General features: G+C 72.2%; 18 protein-coding genes. 4 read left to right on the forward strand and 14 right to left on the reverse strand.

The window, feature by feature from the left end; genetic code table 11:
* Positions 1-86 precede the first annotated feature (86 nt).
* Positions 87-1,559, reverse strand: a complete 1,473-nt coding sequence (locus FKN01_RS26695) for a hypothetical protein (protein WP_143624956.1) — start codon at positions 1,557-1,559, stop codon at positions 87-89.
* 361 nt (positions 1,560-1,920) lie between these two features.
* Here FKN01_RS26695 and FKN01_RS26700 point away from each other — a divergent pair, with 361 nt between their 5' ends.
* Positions 1,921-2,583 (forward strand): bifunctional DNA primase/polymerase, encoded by a 663-nt coding sequence (locus FKN01_RS26700; protein ID WP_143624958.1) that lies wholly within the window; start codon positions 1,921-1,923, stop codon positions 2,581-2,583.
* An 81-nt stretch (positions 2,584-2,664) separates the two neighbouring features.
* On the opposite strand, the gene ftsY is transcribed toward FKN01_RS26700, so the two are convergent.
* Positions 2,665-3,864, reverse strand: a complete 1,200-nt coding sequence (gene ftsY / locus FKN01_RS26705) for a signal recognition particle-docking protein FtsY (RefSeq protein ID WP_143624960.1) — start codon at positions 3,862-3,864, stop codon at positions 2,665-2,667.
* A gap of 124 nt (positions 3,865-3,988) precedes the next feature.
* Here ftsY and FKN01_RS26710 point away from each other — a divergent pair, with 124 nt between their 5' ends.
* On the forward strand, positions 3,989-5,368 hold the full coding sequence (locus FKN01_RS26710) for a cytosine permease (protein WP_143624962.1): 1,380 nt from the start codon (positions 3,989-3,991) through the stop codon (positions 5,366-5,368).
* On the opposite strand, the gene FKN01_RS26715 is transcribed toward FKN01_RS26710, so the two are convergent.
* From FKN01_RS26715 to FKN01_RS26735, 4 genes are all read right to left on the reverse strand, one after another.
* Positions 5,365-6,789: a sugar porter family MFS transporter gene (locus FKN01_RS26715; RefSeq protein WP_143624964.1), complete on the reverse strand. Its 1,425-nt coding sequence runs from the start codon at positions 6,787-6,789 to the stop codon at positions 5,365-5,367. The two genes, FKN01_RS26710 and FKN01_RS26715, sit on opposite strands and share 4 nt — an antisense overlap.
* 101 nt (positions 6,790-6,890) lie before the next feature.
* The gene (smc, locus tag FKN01_RS26720; RefSeq protein WP_143624966.1) at positions 6,891-10,463 is read right to left on the reverse strand and encodes a chromosome segregation protein SMC; all 3,573 of its coding nucleotides are present in this window, start codon (positions 10,461-10,463) and stop codon (positions 6,891-6,893) included.
* 227 nt (positions 10,464-10,690) lie between these two features.
* Entirely contained in the window at positions 10,691-10,900 is a 210-nt protein-coding gene (locus tag FKN01_RS26725) for a hypothetical protein (RefSeq protein ID WP_018102403.1), read from the reverse strand.
* Positions 10,901-11,336: 436 nt separating this feature from the next.
* Positions 11,337-11,618 (reverse strand): acylphosphatase, encoded by a 282-nt coding sequence (locus FKN01_RS26735; protein ID WP_026242487.1) that lies wholly within the window; start codon positions 11,616-11,618, stop codon positions 11,337-11,339.
* A gap of 142 nt (positions 11,619-11,760) precedes the next feature.
* Here FKN01_RS26735 and FKN01_RS26740 point away from each other — a divergent pair, with 142 nt between their 5' ends.
* Both FKN01_RS26740 and FKN01_RS26745 read left to right on the forward strand, forming a co-directional pair.
* The gene (locus FKN01_RS26740; protein WP_185992997.1) at positions 11,761-12,774 is read left to right on the forward strand and encodes a CAP domain-containing protein; all 1,014 of its coding nucleotides are present in this window, start codon (positions 11,761-11,763) and stop codon (positions 12,772-12,774) included.
* A 98-nt stretch (positions 12,775-12,872) separates the two neighbouring features.
* Positions 12,873-13,274 (forward strand): helix-turn-helix domain-containing protein, encoded by a 402-nt coding sequence (locus tag FKN01_RS26745; protein WP_143624968.1) that lies wholly within the window; start codon positions 12,873-12,875, stop codon positions 13,272-13,274.
* Here FKN01_RS26745 and mutM read toward each other — a convergent pair.
* From mutM to recG, 8 genes are all read right to left on the reverse strand, one after another.
* Positions 13,271-14,131, reverse strand: a complete 861-nt coding sequence (gene mutM / locus FKN01_RS26750; protein WP_143624970.1) for a bifunctional DNA-formamidopyrimidine glycosylase/DNA-(apurinic or apyrimidinic site) lyase — start codon at positions 14,129-14,131, stop codon at positions 13,271-13,273. The two genes, FKN01_RS26745 and mutM, sit on opposite strands and share 4 nt — an antisense overlap.
* An 82-nt stretch (positions 14,132-14,213) precedes the next feature.
* On the reverse strand, positions 14,214-15,038 hold the full coding sequence (gene rnc, locus FKN01_RS26755) for a ribonuclease III (protein ID WP_026171428.1): 825 nt from the start codon (positions 15,036-15,038) through the stop codon (positions 14,214-14,216).
* Between the two features lie 19 nt (positions 15,039-15,057).
* Positions 15,058-15,231: a 50S ribosomal protein L32 gene (gene rpmF, locus FKN01_RS26760; RefSeq protein ID WP_003965982.1), complete on the reverse strand. Its 174-nt coding sequence runs from the start codon at positions 15,229-15,231 to the stop codon at positions 15,058-15,060.
* A 2-nt stretch (positions 15,232-15,233) separates the two neighbouring features.
* The gene (locus FKN01_RS26765) at positions 15,234-15,842 is read right to left on the reverse strand and encodes a DUF177 domain-containing protein (protein WP_073963736.1); all 609 of its coding nucleotides are present in this window, start codon (positions 15,840-15,842) and stop codon (positions 15,234-15,236) included.
* Positions 15,843-16,033: 191 nt separating this feature from the next.
* Positions 16,034-17,086 carry an ATP synthase F0 subunit B gene (locus FKN01_RS26770; protein ID WP_143624972.1) on the reverse strand — a complete coding sequence of 351 codons (1,053 nt, stop codon included), beginning with the start codon at positions 17,084-17,086 and terminating at the stop codon, positions 16,034-16,036.
* Positions 17,087-17,196: 110 nt separating this feature from the next.
* Positions 17,197-17,676: a pantetheine-phosphate adenylyltransferase gene (coaD, locus tag FKN01_RS26775; protein ID WP_185992999.1), complete on the reverse strand. Its 480-nt coding sequence runs from the start codon at positions 17,674-17,676 to the stop codon at positions 17,197-17,199.
* Between the two features lie 26 nt (positions 17,677-17,702).
* Positions 17,703-18,287 carry a 16S rRNA (guanine(966)-N(2))-methyltransferase RsmD gene (gene rsmD / locus FKN01_RS26780; protein WP_143624976.1) on the reverse strand — a complete coding sequence of 195 codons (585 nt, stop codon included), beginning with the start codon at positions 18,285-18,287 and terminating at the stop codon, positions 17,703-17,705.
* A 112-nt stretch (positions 18,288-18,399) separates the two neighbouring features.
* Positions 18,400-20,664: an ATP-dependent DNA helicase RecG gene (gene recG / locus FKN01_RS26785; protein ID WP_143624978.1), complete on the reverse strand. Its 2,265-nt coding sequence runs from the start codon at positions 20,662-20,664 to the stop codon at positions 18,400-18,402.
* Between the last annotated feature and the right edge of the window lie 9 nt (positions 20,665-20,673).

Consider the following 20,673-nt stretch of genomic DNA (forward strand, 5'->3'; position numbering starts at 1 on the left):
CCCGTTGACCTGGCAATGGGGGGAGCCGAAGTCGGTCTGTGCTGGGTGATCGTCGTGGCCGGGGTCGAAGGGCCCGGTGGCCGTCGCTAGACGGTTTCCACGGTCTCGGGCAGCTGTTCGATGAGGAGTTCGGTGAGCCGGGCGACCTCGGGCACGTCCCCGAAGTCCCTGGCGGCGGTGTCGACGGTCTTGCGGAGCCGGGTGTTGACCCGCTCGGAGCGCACCTTCTTGGCGACGCGCAGTGCCTGCTCGGCCGGCACCGTCGACGCCTCGGGCTCGCCCTTGAGGAGGTGGACGCTGGCGAGGCCGATCAGATTGAGCGCGTAGGAGCGCTGGTGCTCGTCGTCCTCGCCGAAGAGCTGGACGGCCTTCCGCATGACGGGCTCGGCCAGCGAGGCGTACGTGGGGCTGCGGCCGGCCACATAGGCGAGGTCCCGGTACGAGTGGGAGTTCTCGCCGTTGAGCTCGGCCTCGGAGAAGAAGCGGATCCAGTCGGGCTCGGGCTCGCCGTCGACGCCGGCGTCCAGGAAGGTGTCCTCGGCCATGCGGACCGCCCGCTTGCACTTGCTGGGCTGGCCCATGTTCGCGTAGGCGCGGGCCTCCATCGCGTACAGCATGGCCTGCGTGCGCGGGGTCGCGCAGTCACGGCTGCCGTACTGGGCGAGGTGGATCAGCTCCAGGGCGTCGTCGGGGCGGCCGAGGTGGATCATCTGCCGGCTCATGCTGGACAGGACGTACGAGCCGAGCGGCTTGTCGCCGGCCTCCTTGGCGGCGTGCAGGGCGAGCACGAAGTACTTCTGGGCGGTGGGCTGGAGGCCGACGTCGTAGCTCATCCAGCCCGCCAGCTCGGCCAGTTCGGCGGCGCAGCGGAACAGGCGCTTGGAGGTGGCGGCGGGCTGGGGCTCCTGGAGCAGGTCGGTGACCTCGTGGAGCTGGCCGACGACGGCCTTGCGGCGCAGGCCGCCGCCGCACTGCGCGTCCCACTGGCGGAACATCGCGGTGGTCGACTCCAGCAGGTCCAGCTCGGGGTCGGAGAGCCGGGACGGGCGGCGGGCGACATCGGCTTCCGGCTCGGCGGCGGGGGCGGCCGCGACCGGAACCAGCCAGCGCTGCATGGGCTCGATGAGCGCGGGGCCGGCGGCGAGTGCGAGGGAGCTGCCGAGGAAGCCCCGGCGGGCGAGCATCAGGTCGCTCCGCGAGAACTCGCTGAGCAGGGCCACGGTCTGCGGGCCCGCCCACGGCAGGTCCACACCGGCCACGGAGGGTGCCTGGTGCGGGGTGCGCAGCCCCAGGTCCTCCACGGCGACGACGCTGCCGAAGCGCTCCGAGAACAGCTCGGACAGGATGCGCGGGATCGGCTCGCGCGGCTGCTCGCCGTCGAGCCAGCGCCGCACCCGGGAGGTGTCGGTGCTGATGTGGTGCGCGCCCATCTGGCGCGCCCGGCGGTTCACCTGCCGCGCCAGCTCGCCCTTCGACCAGCCGCTGCGCACGAACCACGATCCCAATTGCCCGTTCGGGCGCTTGCCGGCATTCGTCTCGCCTGCGCCGCTGCCACTCACGGATAAGCCCCCATCCCGCCGAATACGTGTCGCGCGAAGCACTATCAGAATGCTCCGAACTCATGGTGCCCGCACGGGCGTTGGGCCCGCTCGAACAGAAAGCCGGGTTGCCTGCGGCATACCCACGGGCGCACATACTTCCACGGTTCGTGTACCGACGGTAATCCCGCGATCACCGGCCCCGCGAGGCCCTGCGCGAAATCGCCACCATTCGCCACCCCTTCGATTGAACGCCACCCCGGTGGGCCGCGATTCACTTGACAGGACGATTCGCACGGGCGCGAGGAAGCGCCCGGGGGCGCGCGGGCGGTTGCACGCTCCTCTTCGTAACCACCGGCGAACCGGACCCGTTGGAGGGGGCATGGGCTTCACGATCGGAATCCGCGAGATGCGCACCGGCGCGCGGCGCCGCGCCCGCTCGGCCGCCGCCGGCGGTACGGAGGTGGCGGAGTACACCGGACTGTGGGGCTGGGCCGTGGTGCCCGGTGCCCGCGCGGCGGGCGGCCTCTGCTCCTGCGGGGCCCCCAGCTGCGCCGCCCCGGGCGCGCATCCGCTGGAGTCCGCCCGGGAGGTGCCCGCCGGGGCGACGCTCGACGCGGCGGCACGCGCCTGGGCCGAGGTGCCGGGCGCCCCGCTGATGCTCCCCGTGGGCCGGAGCTTCGACGTGCTGGACGTGGCGGAGGGGGCCGGGCGCCGGGCCCTGGTGCGGATGGAGCGGATGGGCCTGCCGCTGGGCCCGGTCTCGGTGACCCCGCAGGGCCGGGCGCAGTTCTTCGTCGCGCCGGGGGCCGCCGACCAGTTGCCCCGGCTGCTGTACCGGATGGGCTGGGACGACGCGGGGCTCGATCTGCGGGGGCTCGGCCCGGGCAGCCACATCACGGCGCCGCCCTCGGACCGGGGCGGGCTCGGACCGGTCCGCTGGCTGCGGGCGCCCGGGCCCGACAGCGCGACGCCTCCGGAGGCCCGGCTGCTGCTGGGCACGCTGGCGTACCTCTGCCATCGGTGGGCGGCGCCCTGCGGCTGAGCCGCGTACGCCGCGTACCGTCCGGACAGCGAGAAGCCCGGCCGCGCGAAACGGCCGGGCTTCGGAGCTGTCCGGTGGGGCTCAGTCCCCGATCAGCGCGTCCACGAACGCCTCCGGCTCGAACGGGGCGAGGTCGTCCGGACCCTCGCCGAGCCCGACGAGCTTGACCGGGACGCCCAGCTCGCGCTGGACGGCGATGACGATGCCGCCCTTGGCGGTGCCGTCCAGCTTGGTGAGGACGATGCCGGTGATGTCGACCACCTCGGCGAAGACCCGCGCCTGCACCAGGCCGTTCTGTCCGGTGGTGGCGTCCAGGACGAGCAGCACCTCGTCCAGCGGGCCGTGCTTCTCCACGACCCGCTTGACCTTGCCCAGCTCGTCCATGAGGCCGGTCTTGGTGTGCAGCCGGCCGGCGGTGTCGATGAGCACCACGTCGGCGCCCTCGGCGATGCCCTCCTTGACGGCGTCGAAGGCGATGGACGCCGGGTCGCCGCCCTCGGGACCGCGCACGGTACGCGCGCCGACGCGCTCGCCCCAGGTCTGGAGCTGGTCGGCGGCGGCGGCCCGGAAGGTGTCGGCCGCGCCGAGCACGACGCTGCGGCCGTCGGCGACGAGCACCCGGGCCAGCTTGCCGGTGGTGGTGGTCTTGCCGGTGCCGTTGACGCCGACGACCATCACGACGCCGGGGGTCTCCAGGCCGCCCTCCGTCTTCACGGCACGGTCGAAGTCGGTGCCGAGCTGGGCGAGCAGCTCCTCGCGGAGCAGGCCGCGCAGCTCCTCGGGCGTGCGGGTGCCGAGCACGCGGACGCGCTCGCGGAGGCGCTCGACCAGTTCCTGGGTGGGGGCGACGCCGACGTCGGCGGTGAGGAGGGTGTCCTCGATCTCCTCCCAGGTGTCCTCGTCCAGATTGTCCCGGGACAGGAGCGCGAGGAGCCCCTTGCCGAGGGTGTTCTGCGAGCGGGCGAGGCGGGCGCGCAGCCGGACGAGCCGGCCGGCGGTGGGCTCGGGCACGTCGAGCGCGGGGGCGGCGGGCGCCTCGGGCGCCACGGTCTCCGGCTCGGCCTCGGCGGGCGGGGCCGCGACGTCCTCGATGGTGCGGCGCGACTCCTCGCGCGGCTCTTCGGCCTCCTCGCCGACACGGGGCTCGGCGGGAGGTGTGATGGTCGGCGTGCTCGACGGTGCCGGGGGCAGCTGCTTCTTCTTGCGGCTGCTGACCACGAGCCCGCTGATCACGCCGACCGCGACCAGGGCGATGACTACAGCAAGGATGACGAATTCCATAACCCACCCAGTATCAGTCACCCGGACCGGCAATCGGGGAAGGGACGGGTGCGGCACGGACTCGCGGGCTCGCGCCGTCTCGCGGTCGTGAGGCCCGGTATGCCGGAAAGGTACGATCCTGGCCGTGGAAACCCGTGGCCTGGACCCCGTGCCCGACGAGGAGCGCACCGGCCGGGTCCGCGCCCTCTTCCCCACCTGGGCCACGGCCAACATGACCGTGCTGCTCCTCACGGTGGGCGCGGGGCTCGTCGTGCTGAACGGGCTGAGCTTCTGGCAGGTGCTGGTGGCCTCGGTGGTGGCGCCGCTGATCTCGTTCGGCCTGGTGGGCTTCGTCTCGCTGGCCGGAAAGCGCGGCGGTGCCCCCGGCCTGGCGCTGTCGCGGGCGGTCTTCGGCGTGCGGGGCAATCTGGCGCCGGGGGCGCTGATCTGGGTGGCGCGGTGGGGCTGGGAGACGATGAACGCGGTCACCGGCGCGTACGCCCTGCTGACCGTGGGCGATGTGCTGTTCGGGGTCCGGAGCACGCCGACGCTGATCATGGCGACCCTGGTCGCTTTCGTGGCGGGCAGCTTTCTGCTGTCGGGGCTCGGGCTGCGGGCGCTGCGGGTGTGCTGCACCTGGTCGGCGTACCTCTTCGGCGCCTTCAGCGTCCTGGTGCTGGCGCATCTCGTCGTGGCGGTGCCCTGGCGCGCCGTGCTGGACCGGCCGGCGGGGCCGGTGTCGATGGTGGTCGCGGGCATCGGCACGCTGACGGCCGGGGGGATCAGCTGGGCGCCGTCCGGTCCGGACTTCACCCGCTATCTGCCGCGCGCCTCCTCGGGCCGGGCGATGGTCGCGGCGACGGTGGGCGGGGCGCTGGTGGTGCTGGTGCCGCTGGTGGTGATGGGGGCGGTGATGGCGGTGCGGACGCCGGAGCTCGCGCTGACCCGTGATCCGGTCTCCTTCATCGGCGCCCTGCTGCCGACCTGGCTCTCCGTCCCGTATCTGGCCGTCGCGGTCACGGGCATGGTGCTGATCAACGCGCTGTCGATGTACTCGGCCGGCTTCACCGCGCAGACCCTCGGCTTCACCGTGCCGCGCGCCTGGGCCGTCGGGGTGAACGCGGCGATCAGTCTGTTCCTGGGCGCGCTCCTGATGATGGTGGCCAGCAGCTTCATCGACGCCTTCGTGTCGTTCCTGCGCCTGCTCGCGGTGACGTTCTCGGCGTGGATCGGGGTCTTCGCCGCGGACATGCTGCGCGGCCGTGCCTACGACCCGGTGGGGCTCATGGACACCGGCCGGGGGGACGCGTACTGGTACACGGGAGGCGTGGCCTGGCCCGCCCTCGCCGCGTGGGGCGCGGGGCTCGCGGTGGGGCTGCTGTTCACCGGCGTGCAGTGGTTCACCGGTCCGCTGGCCGATACCTGGCCGGGCCGCAGCGGCCTGGGCTGGGCGGCCACGGCCCTCGTCTCGGGCGGCCTGTACGCGCTGCTGCCGCGCCCGGGCCGCCCCGACGAAGGGTCCTAGCCCATCTCCTCCAGCGCCTTGCCCTTGGTCTCCTTCACGAACTTGAGGACGAAGGGGATCGAGAGCGTCGCGAAGCAGGCGTAGATGATGTACGTGCCCGAGAGGTTCCAGTCCGCGAGGCTCGGGAAGCTGGCGGTGATCGCCCAGTTGGCGATCCACTGCGCGGAGGCGGCGACGCCGAGCGCGGCGGCGCGGATGCGGTTGGGGAACATCTCGCCGAGGAAGACCCAGACCACCACACCCCACGACAGGGCGAAGAAGAGCACGAAGACGTGCGCGGCGACGAGGGCGACCGCGCCCTGGGCGGTCGGCAGCTTCCCGTCGACCAGGGCGGCGGAGAAGGCCCACGCCTCGAAGGCGAGGGCGACCGCCATGCCGCAGGAGCCGACGAGGGCGAGCGGGCGGCGGCCGACGCGGTCCACCAGGATCATCGCGATGACGGTGCCGATGATGTTGATGATCGACGTGGTGAACGACCAGAAGAAGGAGTCGGTCGGGTCGATGCCGACGGACTGCCACAGCGTCGCGGAGTAGTAGAACGCCACGTTGATGCCGACGAGCTGCTGGAACACCGACAGGCCGATGCCGACCCAGACGATCGGCAGGAAGCCGAAGCGGCTGCCGAGCAGGTCCTTGAAGGTCGACTTGTGCTCACGGCGCATCGCCGTCTCGATCTCCTCGACCCGGGCGTCCAGGTCGACGCCCTTGCCCTCGACCTCTTCGAGGATCTCCCGGGCCCGCTCCCGCTTGCCGACGGAGAGCAGGAAGCGCGGCGACTCGGGGATCGCGAAGGAGAGCAGCCCGTAGAGGACGGCGGGGACGACCATCACGCCGAGCATCCACTGCCAGGCTTCGAGTCCGCCGATCTTGCCGCGCTGGTCGCCGTCGGCGATCTGCAGGATGCCGTAGTTGACGAGCTGGGAGATGGCGATGCCGATGACGATCGCGGCCTGCTGGAAGGAGCCGAGGCGGCCCCGGTAGGCGGGCGGTGAGACCTCGGCGATGTAGGCGGGGCCGATCACCGAGGCCATGCCGATCGCGAAGCCGCCGATGATGCGCCAGATCGCCAGGTCCCAGAGCGCGAAGGGGAGCGCGGAGCCCACGGCGCTGATGGTGAACAGGACGGCGGCGATCTGCATGCAGCGGATGCGCCCGATCCGGTCGGCGATCCGGCCGGCCGTGGCGGCGCCGATCGCGCAGCCGATGAGCGCGATGGCGATGACCTGGGCGAGCGTTCCCGAACCGATGTCGTAACGGTGGCGGATCGCCTCGACGGCGCCGTTGATCACGGAGCTGTCGTAGCCGAACAGGAAACCGCCCATCGCGGCCGCGGCGGTGATGAAGATGACATGGCCGAGGTGGTCCGGGTGGGCCGAACGGGCCCCGGACTCCGGTCCGGATCCTGGCGATGTACTGGTCACGTAAGGCCTCCCTGGGGCGGGGCCGCGGCATCGGACATGGGGTGAGCTGATCTCAAGTGGCGCACAACTTCGGCCCCGCCACCACTCGGGTACCCCCGCGCTCAGCGAAGACGCTGGCTGATCACCTTCGAGACGCCGTCGCCCTGCATCGACACCCCGTACAGGGCGTCGGCGACCTCCATCGTCCGCTTCTGGTGCGTGATGACGATGAGCTGGGAGCTCTCCTGGAGCTCCTCCATGATCCGGATCAGCCGCTGGAGGTTGGTGTCGTCCAGCGCCGCCTCGACCTCGTCCATGACGTAGAACGGGCTGGGCCTCGCCTTGAAGATCGAGACCAGCAACGCCACCGCCGTCAGGGACCTTTCGCCGCCGGACAGCAGGGAGAGCCGCTTGACCTTCTTGCCCGGCGGCCGGGCCTCGACATCCACCCCGGTGGTGAGCATGTGGTCGGGATCGGTCAGGATCAGCCGTCCCTCACCGCCCGGGAAGAGGCGCGAGAAGACGCCCTCGAACTCGCGCGCCGTGTCCCGGTACGCCTCGGTGAACACCTGCTCGACCCGCTCGTCGACCTCCTTGACGACCTGGAGCAGATCGGCCCGGGTCTTCTTCAGGTCCTCCAGCTGCTCGGACAGGAACTTGTGCCGCTCCTCCAGCGCCGAGAACTCCTCGAGGGCGAGCGGATTCACCTTCCCGAGTTGCTGATACGCCCGTTCGGCCGACCGGAGCCGCTTCTCCTGCTCGGCCCTGACGAACGGCCTCGGCCGGTTACGCGGATGCTCCGGGTCCTCCGGCAGCTCCTCGCCCTCGGCGGGCGGCGAGGGCGGGACCGGCTGGTCGGGCCCGTACTCCGCCACCAGACCGGCCGGCTCGACGCCCAGCTCCTCCAGCGCCCTGGTCTCCAGCTGCTCCATCCGCAGCCGCTTCTCGGCCCCCAGCACCTCGCCCCGGTGCACCGAGTCCGTCAGCTTGTCCAGCTCCCCCTTGAGGTCCCGGCCCCGCAGCCGCTCCGCCGCCAGCTCGCGCTCCCGCTCCCCCTTGGACGCCTCGGCCGCCGCCCGCTCCCGCTCCGCCCGTACGACGGACACCTCGACGTGCGCCAGGAGCTGCCGGGCCCCCGACGCCACGGCCGCCGCCACCTCCGCCTCGTGGCGCAGCCGGGCGCGCCGCCGCTCGGCCCGGGCCCGCGCCTCGCGCTCGGCGCGCGCGGCCCGGTCCAGCGAGTCGGCGCGCCCGGCGAGGGCCTTGACGCGTTCCTCGTGCGTACGGACCTGGAGACGGGCCTCCATCTCGGTCTGGCGGGCGTTGGCGCCGTCGGCCGCGAGCCGGTCGCGCACGCCGGTGTCCGGTTCGTCGTCGGCGCCGTCCCCGGCCGCCTCCTCGGCGACGAGCAGCCGCTCGGCCAGCTCCTCCGCCTCCTCGGTGGCCCGCTCCAGCGCCTCCTGGGCCCGCGCGGCGGAGGCGTCCATGCGCTCGGCCTCACCGGCGGCGCCCCGCGCCTGTCCGGCCAGCCGTCCGAGCTGCTGGGCGACCCCGGAGCGCTCCCGCTCGGCGGCCCGGCGCCGCTCCCCCAGCTCCTCGACCAGGGCCGCCGCCCCGTTCCGCCGGCCGGCCGCGAGCCGCTGGGCCTCGGCCAGTTCGGTGCACCGGACGGCGAGCCCGGCCAGCTCGGCCGCGGCCTCGTCCACGGACGCCTGCACTTCGAGGAGGCTGGGTGCCCCGGCGGAGCCGCCGTGCGCGAAGTGGGCGGAGAGCAGGTCGCCCTCGCCGGTCACCGCGGTCAGCTCCGGGTGGGCGGCGACCAGGTCCTCGGCGTCCTCCAGCGTCGCGACGACCACCATGTCCCGCACCAGCCTGCGCACGGCGGCCACCAGTCCGGCGGGTCCGTCGACGAGATCGGCGACGGCGGGGGTGCCGCCCGGCGCCACGGGCTCCGGTGCCCGGTCGTCGGCCCGCCGCACCCCGCCCAGGAGCAGGGCCGCGCGGCCCGCGTCCTGCTTGCGCAGCAGCCGGATCGCCTCGGCCGCCGTGGCCGGGTCGGTGACCGCGACGGCGTCCGCCGCCGCGCCCAGGGCCGCCGCCACCGCGACCTCGTGGCCCGGGGCCACCGTCAGCAGTTCGGCGGCGGGCCCGAGCAGGCCGGTGAGCCGGTCGCGGGCCGTGAGCAGTGCTCCCGTGCCGTCCTTGCGGCGCAGCCCGAGGGCGAGCGCGTCGTGCCGGGCCGCCACGGCGGCGCGCTGGCGTTCGGCGGCGGTGGCCTCCTCGCGGGCCCGGGAGTGCGCCGCCTCGGCCTCCTTCAGCGCGCGACGGGCGGCCTCGTGCTGCTCGCCGAGCTCGGTGTCCCCGGCGTCCAGGCCGTCGACCTCGGCCTTCAGCTCCTCGTACTCCGCCTGGGCGGCGACGGCCCGCTCCCGGGCCTCGTCGCGCGCGGCGGAGAGCCGGTCGATCTCCGCCTGGGCCGAACCGGCGCGGCTGCGGGCGGCGTTGACCTGGCCGTGCAGCCGGGCGAGCCCTTCGCGGCGGTCGGCCAGGGCCCGGGCGGCGTCCTTGAGGCGGCGCTCCTCGGCGGCCAAGGCGCGTTCGAGTCCGGCGCGGTGGGAGGCGGTGTCGTCCAGCGCGTGTTCCGCCGCTTCCAGGGCGGCGGTCAGCTCGGCCTCCTGCTCGCGGATGCGGGCGGCCTCGCGCTCCATGTCCTCGGGGTCGCGGCCCCGGCGCTCCTCCTCGGGCGGTGCGGTGGCGCTCTTCACCCGGGCGTCGGCCAGCGAGATCGTGCCGCGTACCCGCTCGGCGAGCTGCGACAGCTCGTGCCAGGTCTGCTGGGCGCGCTGGAGCCGGGGGGTCAGGCGCCGGACCTGGTCCTCCAGTTCGGCCTCCCGGGCGAGGGCGGCCTTGAGCTCCGCCTCGGCGGCCTCCCGGCGCTGTCTGAGCGCGGCCTCGTCGGCGATCTCGCTGCGCAGGGCGGTGCGCAGCGTCACGAGGTCGTCCGCGAGCAGGCGCAGCCGGGCGTCGCGCAGGTCGGCCTGGATGACGGCGGCGCGGCGGGCCACGGCCGCCTGCCGGCCGAGGGGCTTCAGCTGTCTGCGCAGTTCGTCGGTGAGGTCCTGGACCCTGGCGAGGTTCGCCCCCATCGCGTCCAGCTTCCGCAGCGCCTTCTCCTTGCGCTTGCGGTGCTTGAGGACGCCAGCCGCCTCCTCGATGAAGGCGCGGCGGCCCATGGGGTCGGCGTGCAGGACGGAGTCCAGCTGGCCCTGGCCGACGATGACGTGCATTTCGCGGCCGATGCCGGAGTCGGAGAGGAGTTCCTGGATGTCCAGCAGCCGGCAGGTGTCGCCGTTGATCTGGTATTCGCTGCCGCCGTTGCGGAACATGATCCGCGTAATGGTGACTTCGGCGTACTCGATGGGCAGGGCGCCGTCGGAATTGTCGATGGTCAGCGAGACCTCGGCCCGGCCGAGCGGCGGCCGGCCGGTGGTCCCGGCGAAGATCACGTCTTCCATCTTGCCGCCGCGCAGGGATTTCGCGCCCTGTTCGCCCATGACCCAGGAGAGCGCGTCCACCACATTGGATTTGCCCGACCCGTTGGGCCCGACGACGCAGGTGATGCCGGGTTCGAATCGCAGCGTCGTGGCGGAGGCGAACGACTTGAAACCGCGCAGGGTCAGGGCCTTGAGGTGCACGCCGCCGGACTCTACCTTTCGCTCTCGGTTTCGCTGATGAAGGTGCAGGGCACATCAGACGGTAAGGGAAGGGGTGTACGTCCGGGGCAGGGCCTGCGCGGGGCGGGAAAAAGAAAGAAGGGACGCCGAAGCGTCCCTGTGATTCTGCGGATCAGGCGGTGTCGCACACGTACCCGCGGCCTGACGGAGAATGCGGGTGTGCCGTGCGGGTCAGGTCGCCGTGCGGATCAGGTGAGTGCCGGCTCCGCCTGGGGTACGTCGATGTCGATGCTGTCGAGCAGCGACTGGTGCTGGGCGGCGGCGTTGAGCGCGTCGTTCTCCTCCTGAATCCGTACGAGCTCGGATTCGAGGTCCTGGACGCGCTGCTGGAGCCGTCGCATCTCGGCGAGGAGTCGCGGGTCGGAACCGCCGACGTAACCGAGAAGCGCCTTTGCCATGATGGATGGTCCTCCACAATGAGTGACCGACCGATGCGGTGTGGGTCGTGAGGGATCGCACCCGCGGTGTTCGGCAGTGCTCACTGTCACTGCTGTCCTGCTGCCTACCAGCTCTGCCGAACAGCTGAGGTGCGCGGGGATTTCAGAGTCTCACCAAAAAGTTTGACGGTCAACACGATCACACCCCACAGAGGCGGGCGTCCCGGGGGCGCGCGGCGGGACGATCATGCGGCGCGGCTCTCCGACGGGGCCCTCAGGGGTACGGAGATCATCCTTAGGGCGGCAGCCTGGCACGCCAACCGATTCTTGGCAACCATCAGGACATTCCGCAGGTCATTTCATGTGTATGCGCGACGGGAGCGCATCCGGTCACCGCCCGCCGCGCATCGGACACGGGCCGGACGCGGGCCCTTGCGAGGGCCTTTCGGGAGCGGTCTCAGCGGATCGCGAATCCCTCGTATCCGCCGCGCGGCGTGTCCCATATCTCAGTGACGCCGTCGACACGGCCGGGTGTGTCGTCGGAGCGGAGCCAGTCGAGAAGACGGTGGCAATTCTCACGCCGGCCCTCCGCCACGACCTGCACCCGGCCATCGTCCAGATTGAGGGCGAAACCGGTGAGGCCACCGATCTCCAAAGCGTTTGCCCTGGTGAACCAGCGAAACCCTACTTGCTGTACTCGGCCGCGTACCCAAGCGGTGAGCCGGACATCTTCGTTCATGCCCGAACGCTATCGGTCCCCTTGCGTTCGGAGCACGTCCCGGCGAATCGCCATGGCGTACAGTCCCCTCGCAAAAGCTTCACTCGTTCGGGTGAGCACGGGCGCCGAAAACGGCGTCCAGGTCGTCAGAAGGGCACAGCAGATGGGACGCCATCGACGCAGCGCCGCAGCCCCCGCCGCCGAGGAACACGCGGACGGGGTCTCGGCCGGGCACCGCGGGACGGGCCGCCGGAAGCGGTCCGCGATCCCCGTGCGCACCGGACTCATAGGCGTCTCGGCGGCCGTGGCCGTCGGCGCCGTCGCCGTGGCGTCGGGTCTGCTGCCCGGCGGGGACAGCCGCACCGTGAGCGGCGGTCCGGCCGCCGAACAGGTCCGCTCCCAGGCCGCCCCGGACCTGCTCACCCAGGGGGGAGCTACCGCATCGCCCTCCGAACGCTCCTCCGCTTCCACCCCGGCGAGCCGGGGGACGGACCGCCCCGCCGCGCCCAAGAAGTCGCCTTCCGCGACGTCGAAGCCCTCCGAGTCGGCCTCCCCCAGCGCCTCCCACTCGCCCTCCGCTTCGCACTCCGCTTCCGCGTCGCCCTCGAAGTCCGCCGCGTCCTCCACATCCGCGTCGCCGTCGAAGACCGCGTCCGGCGAGAAGGCACCGGCCAAGAAGAAGGAGCCGGCCCGGCCCTCCTCCTCGACATCGAAGGCCCCGGCCGCGAAGCGCTCGGCGCCGGCCGCCCCGAAGTCCTCCGCGCCGGCCCCGTCCAGCAGCAGCGCGCCGAAGACCACCGCCGCCTCGGCCCAGGCCGCGATCCTGGCCCTCGTCAACGAGGAGCGCGGCAAGGTCGGATGCAGCCCGGTCACCGCGAGCGCCTCGCTCGCCTCGCTCGCCCAGGACTTCAGCGACGACATGGCGGCACGCGGCTTCTTCGACCACACCGACCCCGACGGCAAGACCCCCTGGGACCGGGCGGACGCGGCCGGCGTCTCGGGCCTCGGCGGCGAGAACATAGCCCGCGGACAGGCCGACGCGCAGGCCGTGATGGACGCCTGGATGAACAGCGACGGCCACCGGGCAAACATTCTCAACTGCGATTACAAGACGCTCGGCGTCGGCGTCCACTACGGAGCCGGCGGCCCCTGGTGGACCCAGGACTTCGGCTTCTGACCCGTACCACCGCCGCACGTGCCACCTCGTACGCCCCGCTCGCCTCCCCCGGGTCACACTGACTGAGGGAAAGCGCTGTGCGGGCGTACGCTGGTTTCATGGACCTGAGCACCGCACCGGAGACGTCGGAGACGGACGACCTGGCCTTCGACGTGTTCTCGAAGCAGTGCCCCTCGCGCGGCCTGCTCGAACACGCCACCGGCCGCTGGGGCGCCCTCACGCTCGGTGCCCTGTACGAGGAGAGCCTGCGGTTCAACGCGCTGCGCCGCAAGGTCGGCGGGGTGAGCGAGAAGATGCTGTCCCAGACGCTGCACGCGCTGGAGCGGGACGGCCTCGTGCACCGTGAGGCCCAGCTCACCAACCCGCCCCGGGTGGACTACGAGCTCACCCCGCTCGGCCGCGAGGTCGCGGAGCGGCTGCTCGGCCTGATCCACTTCGTGGAGGGCCGGATGCCCGAGGTCCTGGCGGCCCGGGCGCGCTACGACGCGCGGGAAGACTAGGGGCGCACGCGCGGCGGGCGCTGGCAGCGGGGGCAGTAGTAGCTGGACCGGTTCATCCAGGGGCGCCGCGCCATCGGCGTACCGCAGCGGTGGCAGGGCTCGCCCTCGCGCCCGTAGGCGTCGAGCGAGCGGTCGAAGTAGCCCGACTCGCCGTTGACGTTGACATAGAGGCTGTCGAAGCTGGTGCCGCCCTGGGCCAGCGCGGCGTTCATCACGTCGCGGACGTGGCCGAGGAGTTCGGCGGACCTGGGGCGGGTGAGCGTCGCGGTCGGCCGGTCATAGTGCAGCCGGGCGCGCCACAGCGCCTCGTCCGCGTAGATGTTGCCGACCCCGCTGATCAGCGACTGGTCGAGCAGCGCGCGCTTGATCGTCGTACGGCGCAGCCGCAGCGCCGTGTGGAAAGCGGCGCCGTCGAACGCCGGGTCCAGGGGGTCGCGGGCGATGTGCCCGATGATGTCGGGCAGCCCGTCCGGGGTGTTCTCGTGGAGCGAGAGGCCGCCGAAGGTGCGCTGGTCCACGAAGCGCAGTTCGGTGCCGACCGCGTCGGCGAACCTGATCCTGACCCGCAGATGCTTCTCGTCCGGCGCCCCCTCGGGCTGGACGAGCAGCTGACCGCTCATGCCCAGGTGGCCGAGGAGCGAACCGGCCGCCTCGTCCAGCGGCACCCACAGGTACTTGCCCCGCCGCATCGCCGTCCCGAACCGCGTCCCCGTGAGCCGGGCCGCGAAGTCCGCGCCGCCCGCGAGATGGCGGCGGACCGCGCGCGGGTGCAGGACCTCGACCTCACCGGCCGTCCGCCCGGCGACCCAGCGTTCCAGACCTCGGCGGACGACTTCGACCTCGGGCAGTTCGGGCACGGACAGGCTCCTGGGAGGAGAGAGCGTACAGAGAAAGAGAGAACCCCCCGGCGCACGGCGGCGCCGGGGGGTTCTCGGCAGGTCAGGCGGGAGCGACGTCCGTGGACGGCGCGGGGTCGGCAGGGGTGTCGGCGGCCCCTCCGTCGGCGGCGGCCTTCGCCGCTGCCTCCCGCGCCTCGGCGGCGGCGGTGATCTCGCGCCAGGCGGACTCGGCCGCCTGCTGCTCCGCTTCCTTCTTGCTACGGCCGGTGCCGGTGCCGTACGAGACACCACCGACGCGAGCAGCAGCAGTAAAGGTCTTCTCGTGGTCCGGGCCGGTCTCCGTGACGAGGTACTCGGGGACTCCGAGGCTCTCGCTCGCGGTGAGTTCCTGGAGGCTGGTCTTCCAGTCCAGGCCGGCGCCGAGGTTCGAGGACCTGTCGATCAGCGGGTCGAAGAGCCGGTGGACCAGCTCGGACGCCGCGTCGAGGCCCTGATCGAGATAGACCGCGCCGATCACCGCTTCCAGGGTGTCGGCGAGGATGGACGCCTTGTCCCGGCCCCCCGTGCCCTCTTCACCGCGGCCGAGCCGGATGAAGGAGCCGAGTTCGAGGCCGCGGCCCACCTCAGCAAGCGCACGCGAGTTGACCACCGCGGCCCGCAGCTTGGCCAGCTGGCCTTCGGGCAGATCGGGGTGGGTGCGGTACAGCGTGTCCGTGACCACCAGACCGAGCACGGAGTCCCCGAGGAACTCCAGCCGCTCGTTGGTGGGCAGGCCGCCGTTCTCGTACGCGTACGAACGGTGGGTCAGCGCACGCACCAGAAGGGCGGACTCGAGTTGGTACCCGAGCCGCCCTTCCAGAAGCGTGTGGGACGAGGCTGTGTTGACGTTGTCTGCCTGCTTCTTGGCGTGGGACAACTCAGACATCGGGCCTCTCACCAGCCGCTCAGACCTCGAGGACCTGGCGCTTGTTGTACGTGCCGCAGCTGGGGCACGCGATGTGCTGCAGCTTCGGCTCCTGGCAGCGCTCGCACGAAACCAGGGTGGGGACCGCAGCCTTCCACTGCGACCGGCGGTGGCGCGTGTTGCTGCGCGACATCTTCCGCTTCGGAACAGCCACGGCTACTTCTCCTGCTTCTTGTCGACGCCGGGTGCGGCGCCGCCCATGTTGTCCTTCTCGCCGTCCTGAATGGTCTCGGCGAGTCCTTGCAGTGCCGCCCAACGAGCGTCGACGGCATCGTGGTGGTGGCCGGGATTCTCGTCCAGCCTGACTCCGCACTCGGAGCACAGACCGGCACAGGATTCCTTGCACACCGGCTGCATCGGCAGTGCGAGCACCACCGCATCACGCAGCACCGGCTCGAGGTCGAACAGGCCGTCCTCGAGGAAAAGCCTGTCCTCGTCGTCCTCGGCGTCGTCGGCCGGGTCCGCGGGCTTGCCGTGGTTCCGGTCATCGGCGTCAGGGTACGAGAACATCTCCTGGAAGTCCGCCTCGACCTCGCGGCTCAGCGGCTCCAGACACCTTACGCACTCCCCCTCGACCGTCGCACGGGCGGTCCCGGTGACGAGCACGCCCTCCATGACGGATTCGAGACGGAGGTCCAGCTCCACCGGTGCGCCTTCCGGCACTCCGATGACGCCGCCGACACCGAGGTCGGCGGGGGCGTCCGCCGTGCGGGTCAGCCGCTTCATGGCACCGGGACGCCGGCCCAGCTCGTGCGTGTCGAACACGAGGGGGTTTCGGTGGTCGAGGTGGCCGTTCAGGGCTTCTCCTGCTTTCGGATCGAACGCGTCACGCGCTGGTGGGAGGGGGCCGGCCCGTCCGGAGTCGAAGCGGGCAGCCGGGATCGCGGACATACGCGCGACCGAAGAGCCAGGATACTGGACACACCGCCCAGCTCCCAATCCGGGCCGTGCGGCGGTCAGCGCCCCTGTTCGTAGCGGCGCAGCTGGTCCAGGTCGATCATGCTGGTGTCGAAGAGGCTGGTCTCGTCCAGGGCGGCGTCGCCGTGCTGCTGCGGGAGGGGCTGCTGGGGCTGCTGCCAGGCGTCGTAGCCCTGCTGCTGGTAGCCCGCGTAGGGGTCGGGCTGCTGCTGGTAGCCGTAGACGTCCTGCTGGGGCTGGGGCGCCTGGTACGCGTCCTGCTGCTGGTCCTGGTAGCCGTAGCCCTGGGCGTACTGCGCTTCCGGGCCGCCGTACTGCGGCTCGGTCTGGTGCGGGATCGGGAGCGGCTGCGGGGCGGCGGCCTCGGCCAGTCCGGCCCAGTGGTCCTCGTCGCTGGTGTGGACCCGGTCACCGGCCGCGTCCTGGGCGGCGATGTGCGCGCCGAGCTCGTCGGTGGCGACCCGGCCGTGCAGCTTCTGCCGGCCCCGGCCGACGGCTTCCAGGGTCTTGGCGAGCACCGCCTCGAAGGCGCCCAGCTTGGTGTCCACGTACGCGTCGGCGCGCTCGCGGAGCGTGTCCGGGTCGGTGCTGCGCTCGGGCGCCTCGGCGAAGTCCGGGTCCTCGTATCCCTGCTCGTCGTAGCCCTGGCCGCGGCCGAGGAGCTTCTCGCGGCCCCGGTCGACGGAGCCGATGGTCTTGGTGAGGACGACCTCGAAGTTGGCGAGCTTGCTGTCGACGTACTCGTCGGCCTCGGCGCGGACCTCGTCGGCCTCCTTGCGGGCCTCGGCGAGGATGCGGTCCGCCTCGGCCTGGGAGCGCCGGGCGATCTCGGTGTCGGCGATCAGGGCGGTGCGCTCGGCGCGGGCGCTGTCGATGATGCGGCCGGCCTCCTGGCGGGCCTGCTCCACCAGCTGCTCGTGGCCGCCGATGACCTCCGCGGCCTGGGCGAGCGAGCCGGGCAGGGCCTCGCGCACCTCTTCGAGCATCGCGAGCAGTTCGGCGCGGTTGACCACGCAGGACGCCGACATGGGCATGGACCGGGCGCTCCCGACCGTCGCGACGATCTCGTCCAGCTTCTTCTGCACGTCCACCGTGTGCTCGCCACTCTCTACTGCCGGTTGGAGACGGACGGGACGACTGTACGGCCAGTCGGCGCCCGCCCGACACCTGCGGTGCGTGACGCTGACGCGCCGTCAGTGGTTCAGCGCTGGGCGAGGCGTTCGGTCAGGGCCCGCTGGACGACCGGCGGCAGCAGGTGGGAGACGTCGCCGCCCCACGCCGCGACCTCCTTGACCAGGGAGGACGACAGGAAGCTGTAGGTGGGGTTGGTCGGCACGAAGAGCGTCTCGACGCCGGAGAGGCCGTTGTTCATCTGGGCCATCTGGAGTTCGTAGTCGAAGTCGCTGACGGCGCGCAGGCCCTTCACGATCGCCGGGATGTCGCGCTGCTTGCAGAAGTCCACGAGCAGGCCGTGGAAGGACTCGACCTCGACGTTGCCGAACTCGGCGGTGACCTCGCGGATGAGCCCGATCCGCTCCTCGACCGTGAACAGGCCCTTCTTGGACTGGTTGATCATCACCGCGACGTGCACGACGTCGTACAGCTTCGAGGCTCGGCCGATGATGTCGAGATGTCCGTTGGTGATGGGGTCGAACGACCCCGGGCATACGGCGCGGCGCAACTTGGTTCCCTCGCTCTCCGGTCCGGTCATCGTGCGTCTTCGCACGTGGCGGCGGCGCGACCGTACCAAAACGTTCCCTCGCCGTAGCGACGGGCCCGCAACGGCTCGAAACCCTTGGGCCAGCTGAATTCTCCGCCTCTGGTGCTGCGTTCCACGGTGACGAGTGCGTCGCTCGTGAGCCACCCCTGCGTACGGAGTGTGAGGAGGATCTCGCGCAGATCGTCGTCGGTGACGGCGTACGGCGGGTCCAGGAAGACCACGTCGTACGGTTCCGCGGGGGCCGGGCCCGTCACGATCTGTTCCGCTTTGCCGCCGCGGACCTCTGCGCCGGGCAGGCCGAGGGTGCGGGCGTTCTCCTTGACGGTGCGCAGGGCCTTGGCGTCGGCCTCCACGAGCAGGGCGTGGGCGGCGCCCCGGGAGAGCGCTTCGAGGCCGACGGCGCCGGAGCCGGCGTAGAGGTCGGCGACCCGGACGGAGTCCAGGGTGCCCAGGAGCGCCTGCCAGGTGGAGAACAGCCCCTCGCGCGCGCGGTCGGATGTGGGCCGGGTGCCGGTGCCGGGCGGGACGGCCAGGCGGCGTCCGCCGGCCACGCCTGCGATCACGCGGGTCATGGGTGTCTGGTCCTCGGGTCGGGGCGGCGCGCGGGGAGCCGTGGGCGCCGTACCTCCCACGATATGGCGTCGGGGCGGACGGGGCGCCCGGGGCTTCCCGGGGCGGGCGGGCTCATCCCTTGTCCAGATACTCCTCGCGCTCCTTGTCGAGGAGGGCGTCCAGGGCGGTGCGCAGCGCGGGCAGGTGCTCCAGGCCGGGGTCGGCGGCGACGACGGCGACGGCCTCCTGGCGGGCGGCGGCGATGACCTCCTCGTCGTCGATGACGCTGAGGACGCGCAGCGAGGAGCGCACCCCGGACTGGGCCTGGCCGAGCACATCGCCCTCGCGGCGCTGTTCGAGGTCGATGCGGGAGAGCTCGAAGCCGTCCAGGGTGGCGGCGACGGCGGAGAGCCGGGCGCGGGCGGGGCTCGCCTCGTGGGCCTCGGTGACCAGCAGGCAGAGCCCGGGGGCGGAGCCTCGGCCGACCCGGCCGCGCAGCTGGTGCAGCTGGGAGACGCCGAAGCGGTCGGCGTCCATGATGACCATGGCGGTGGCGTTGGGGACGTTGACGCCGACCTCGATGACCGTGGTGGCGACCAGGACGTCGACGTCGCCCGCGGCGAAGCGGCGCATCACGTCGTCCTTGTCGTCGGGCTGCATCCTGCCGTGCAGCACCTCGACGCGCAGTCCGGTCAGGGGGCCCTTGGCGAGCTGTTCGGCGATCTCCAGGACGGCGAGCGGGGGCCGCTTGTCGCCCTCCTCCCCGGCCTCCTTCTTCCCCTTCTTCTTGGCGGGGTCGTCCTCGTCGTCCCCGATGCGGGGGCAGACGACGTACGCCTGGTGGCCGTTCTCCACCTCCTCGCGGACCCGTTCCCAGGCGCGGCTGAGGAAGTGCGGCTTGTCCTTGGCGGGGACGACGTGGCTGGAGATGGGCGAGCGGCCGGCCGGGAGCTGGTCGAGGACGGAGGTCTCCAGGTCCCCGAAGACGGTCATGGCGACGGTACGGGGGATGGGCGTCGCGGTCATGACGAGGAGGTGGGGCGGTTGCTTGCCCTTGGAGCGCAGGGCGTCGCGCTGTTCGACCCCGAAGCGGTGCTGTTCGTCCACGACGACCAGGCCCAGGTCGTGGAACTTGACCTTGTCCTCGATGAGGGCGTGCGTCCCGATGACGATGCCGGCCTCACCGGTGACCAGGTCGAGCAGGGCCTGCCGGCGGGCGGCGGTGCCCATGGACCCGGTGAGCAGGACGACCTTGGTGCCCTGGTCCGCCCCGCCGAGCGCCCGCCCGTCGCCCGACCACCGCCCCTCATCGAGAGGCGCTTCGCGCCACAGGCCCCAATGCTCGGCCAGCTCCCCCATCATCTCGGTGATCGACCGGTGGTGCTGCTGGGCCAGGACCTCGGTGGGCGCGAGCATGGCGGCCTGGCCGCCCGCGTCGACCACGGCGAGCATGGCGCGCAGGGCCACCATGGTCTTCCCGGAACCGACCTCGCCCTGGAGGAGGCGGTGCATGGGGTGCTCGGTGGCGAGGTCGTCGAAGATCTCGCCGGAGACCTTCCGCTGGCCGTCGGTGAGGGTGAACGGGAGCTTCGCGTCGAAGGCGTCGAGGAGGCCGCCGGCGACGGGCCTGCGGGCGACGGCGGGGAGCTGGGTGTCGGCGTACCTGCGGCGGGCCAGGGCGACCTGGAGGACGAACGCCTCGTCCCACTTGAGCCGGTCCCGGGCCGCCGCCACGTCGGCCTTGGCGGCCGGGCGGTGGATCTTCAGCAGGGCCTCGGGCAGCGGGATGAAGCCTCGGCCCTCGCGCAGGGCTCCGGGGAGCGGGTCGACTGCCTCGCGGGCGCTGGGCAGCACCGCGTCGACCGCCTTGGCGATCCGCCAGGAGTCGATCTGCTTGCAGGCCGGGTAGATCGGCAGCAGCTTGCCGGCGAAGGCGTCCACCGCCTCGGCCGCCTCGGCGTCGTCCGCGGAGGCGGCGTCGAGCAGCTGGTACGTGGGGTGGGCGAGCTGCGTCTTCCGGTTGAAGACGGAGACCTTGCCGGCGAACATCGCGCGCCGGCCGGGCAGCAGGTCCTTGTGCGGCTTGTGGACGCCGTGGCCGAAGAAGACCAGCTGGAGGCGGCCGTGGCCGTCGGTGAGGGTCACTTCGAGGCGCTTGCCGCGTCCGCCGTTGAAGGTGAGCACGCGGGCGTCCGCGACCTGGGCGACGACCGTGACGTGCTCGTCGAGCGGGAGGTCGGTCAGCGCCGTGAGCCGGCCGCGCTCCTCGTACCGGCGCGGGTAGTGATGGAGGAGATCACCGACCGTGTGCAGGTCGAGGTGCTCGGCCATCACCTTCGCGGTGGGTCCGCCGAGCAGCTTCCTGAGGGGTTCTTCAAACGCAGACACGCGATCCATTGCACACCA

The sequence above is a fragment of the Streptomyces sp. 130 genome (assembly GCF_007096885.1).
Taxonomy (GTDB): Bacteria; Actinomycetota; Actinomycetes; order Streptomycetales; family Streptomycetaceae; genus Streptomyces.

Bases quoted from the DNA above. Each gene is read 5' to 3' on its own strand.
- FKN01_RS26700 (WP_143624958.1), top strand. From the start codon at position 1,921: ATGGGCTTCACGATCGGAATCCGCGAGATGCGCACCGGCGCGCGGCGC.
- ftsY (WP_143624960.1), bottom strand. From the start codon at position 3,864: ATGGAATTCGTCATCCTTGCTGTAGTCATCGCCCTGGTCGCGGTCGGC.
- FKN01_RS26725 (WP_018102403.1), bottom strand. From the start codon at position 10,900: ATGGCAAAGGCGCTTCTCGGTTACGTCGGCGGTTCCGACCCGCGACTC.
- FKN01_RS26735 (WP_026242487.1), bottom strand. From the start codon at position 11,618: ATGAACGAAGATGTCCGGCTCACCGCTTGGGTACGCGGCCGAGTACAG.
- FKN01_RS26740 (WP_185992997.1), top strand. From the start codon at position 11,761: ATGGGACGCCATCGACGCAGCGCCGCAGCCCCCGCCGCCGAGGAACAC.
- FKN01_RS26745 (WP_143624968.1), top strand. From the start codon at position 12,873: ATGGACCTGAGCACCGCACCGGAGACGTCGGAGACGGACGACCTGGCC.
- rnc (WP_026171428.1), bottom strand. From the start codon at position 15,038: ATGTCTGAGTTGTCCCACGCCAAGAAGCAGGCAGACAACGTCAACACA.
- rsmD (WP_143624976.1), bottom strand. From the start codon at position 18,287: ATGACCCGCGTGATCGCAGGCGTGGCCGGCGGACGCCGCCTGGCCGTC.
- recG (WP_143624978.1), bottom strand. From the start codon at position 20,664: ATGGATCGCGTGTCTGCGTTTGAAGAACCCCTCAGGAAGCTGCTCGGC.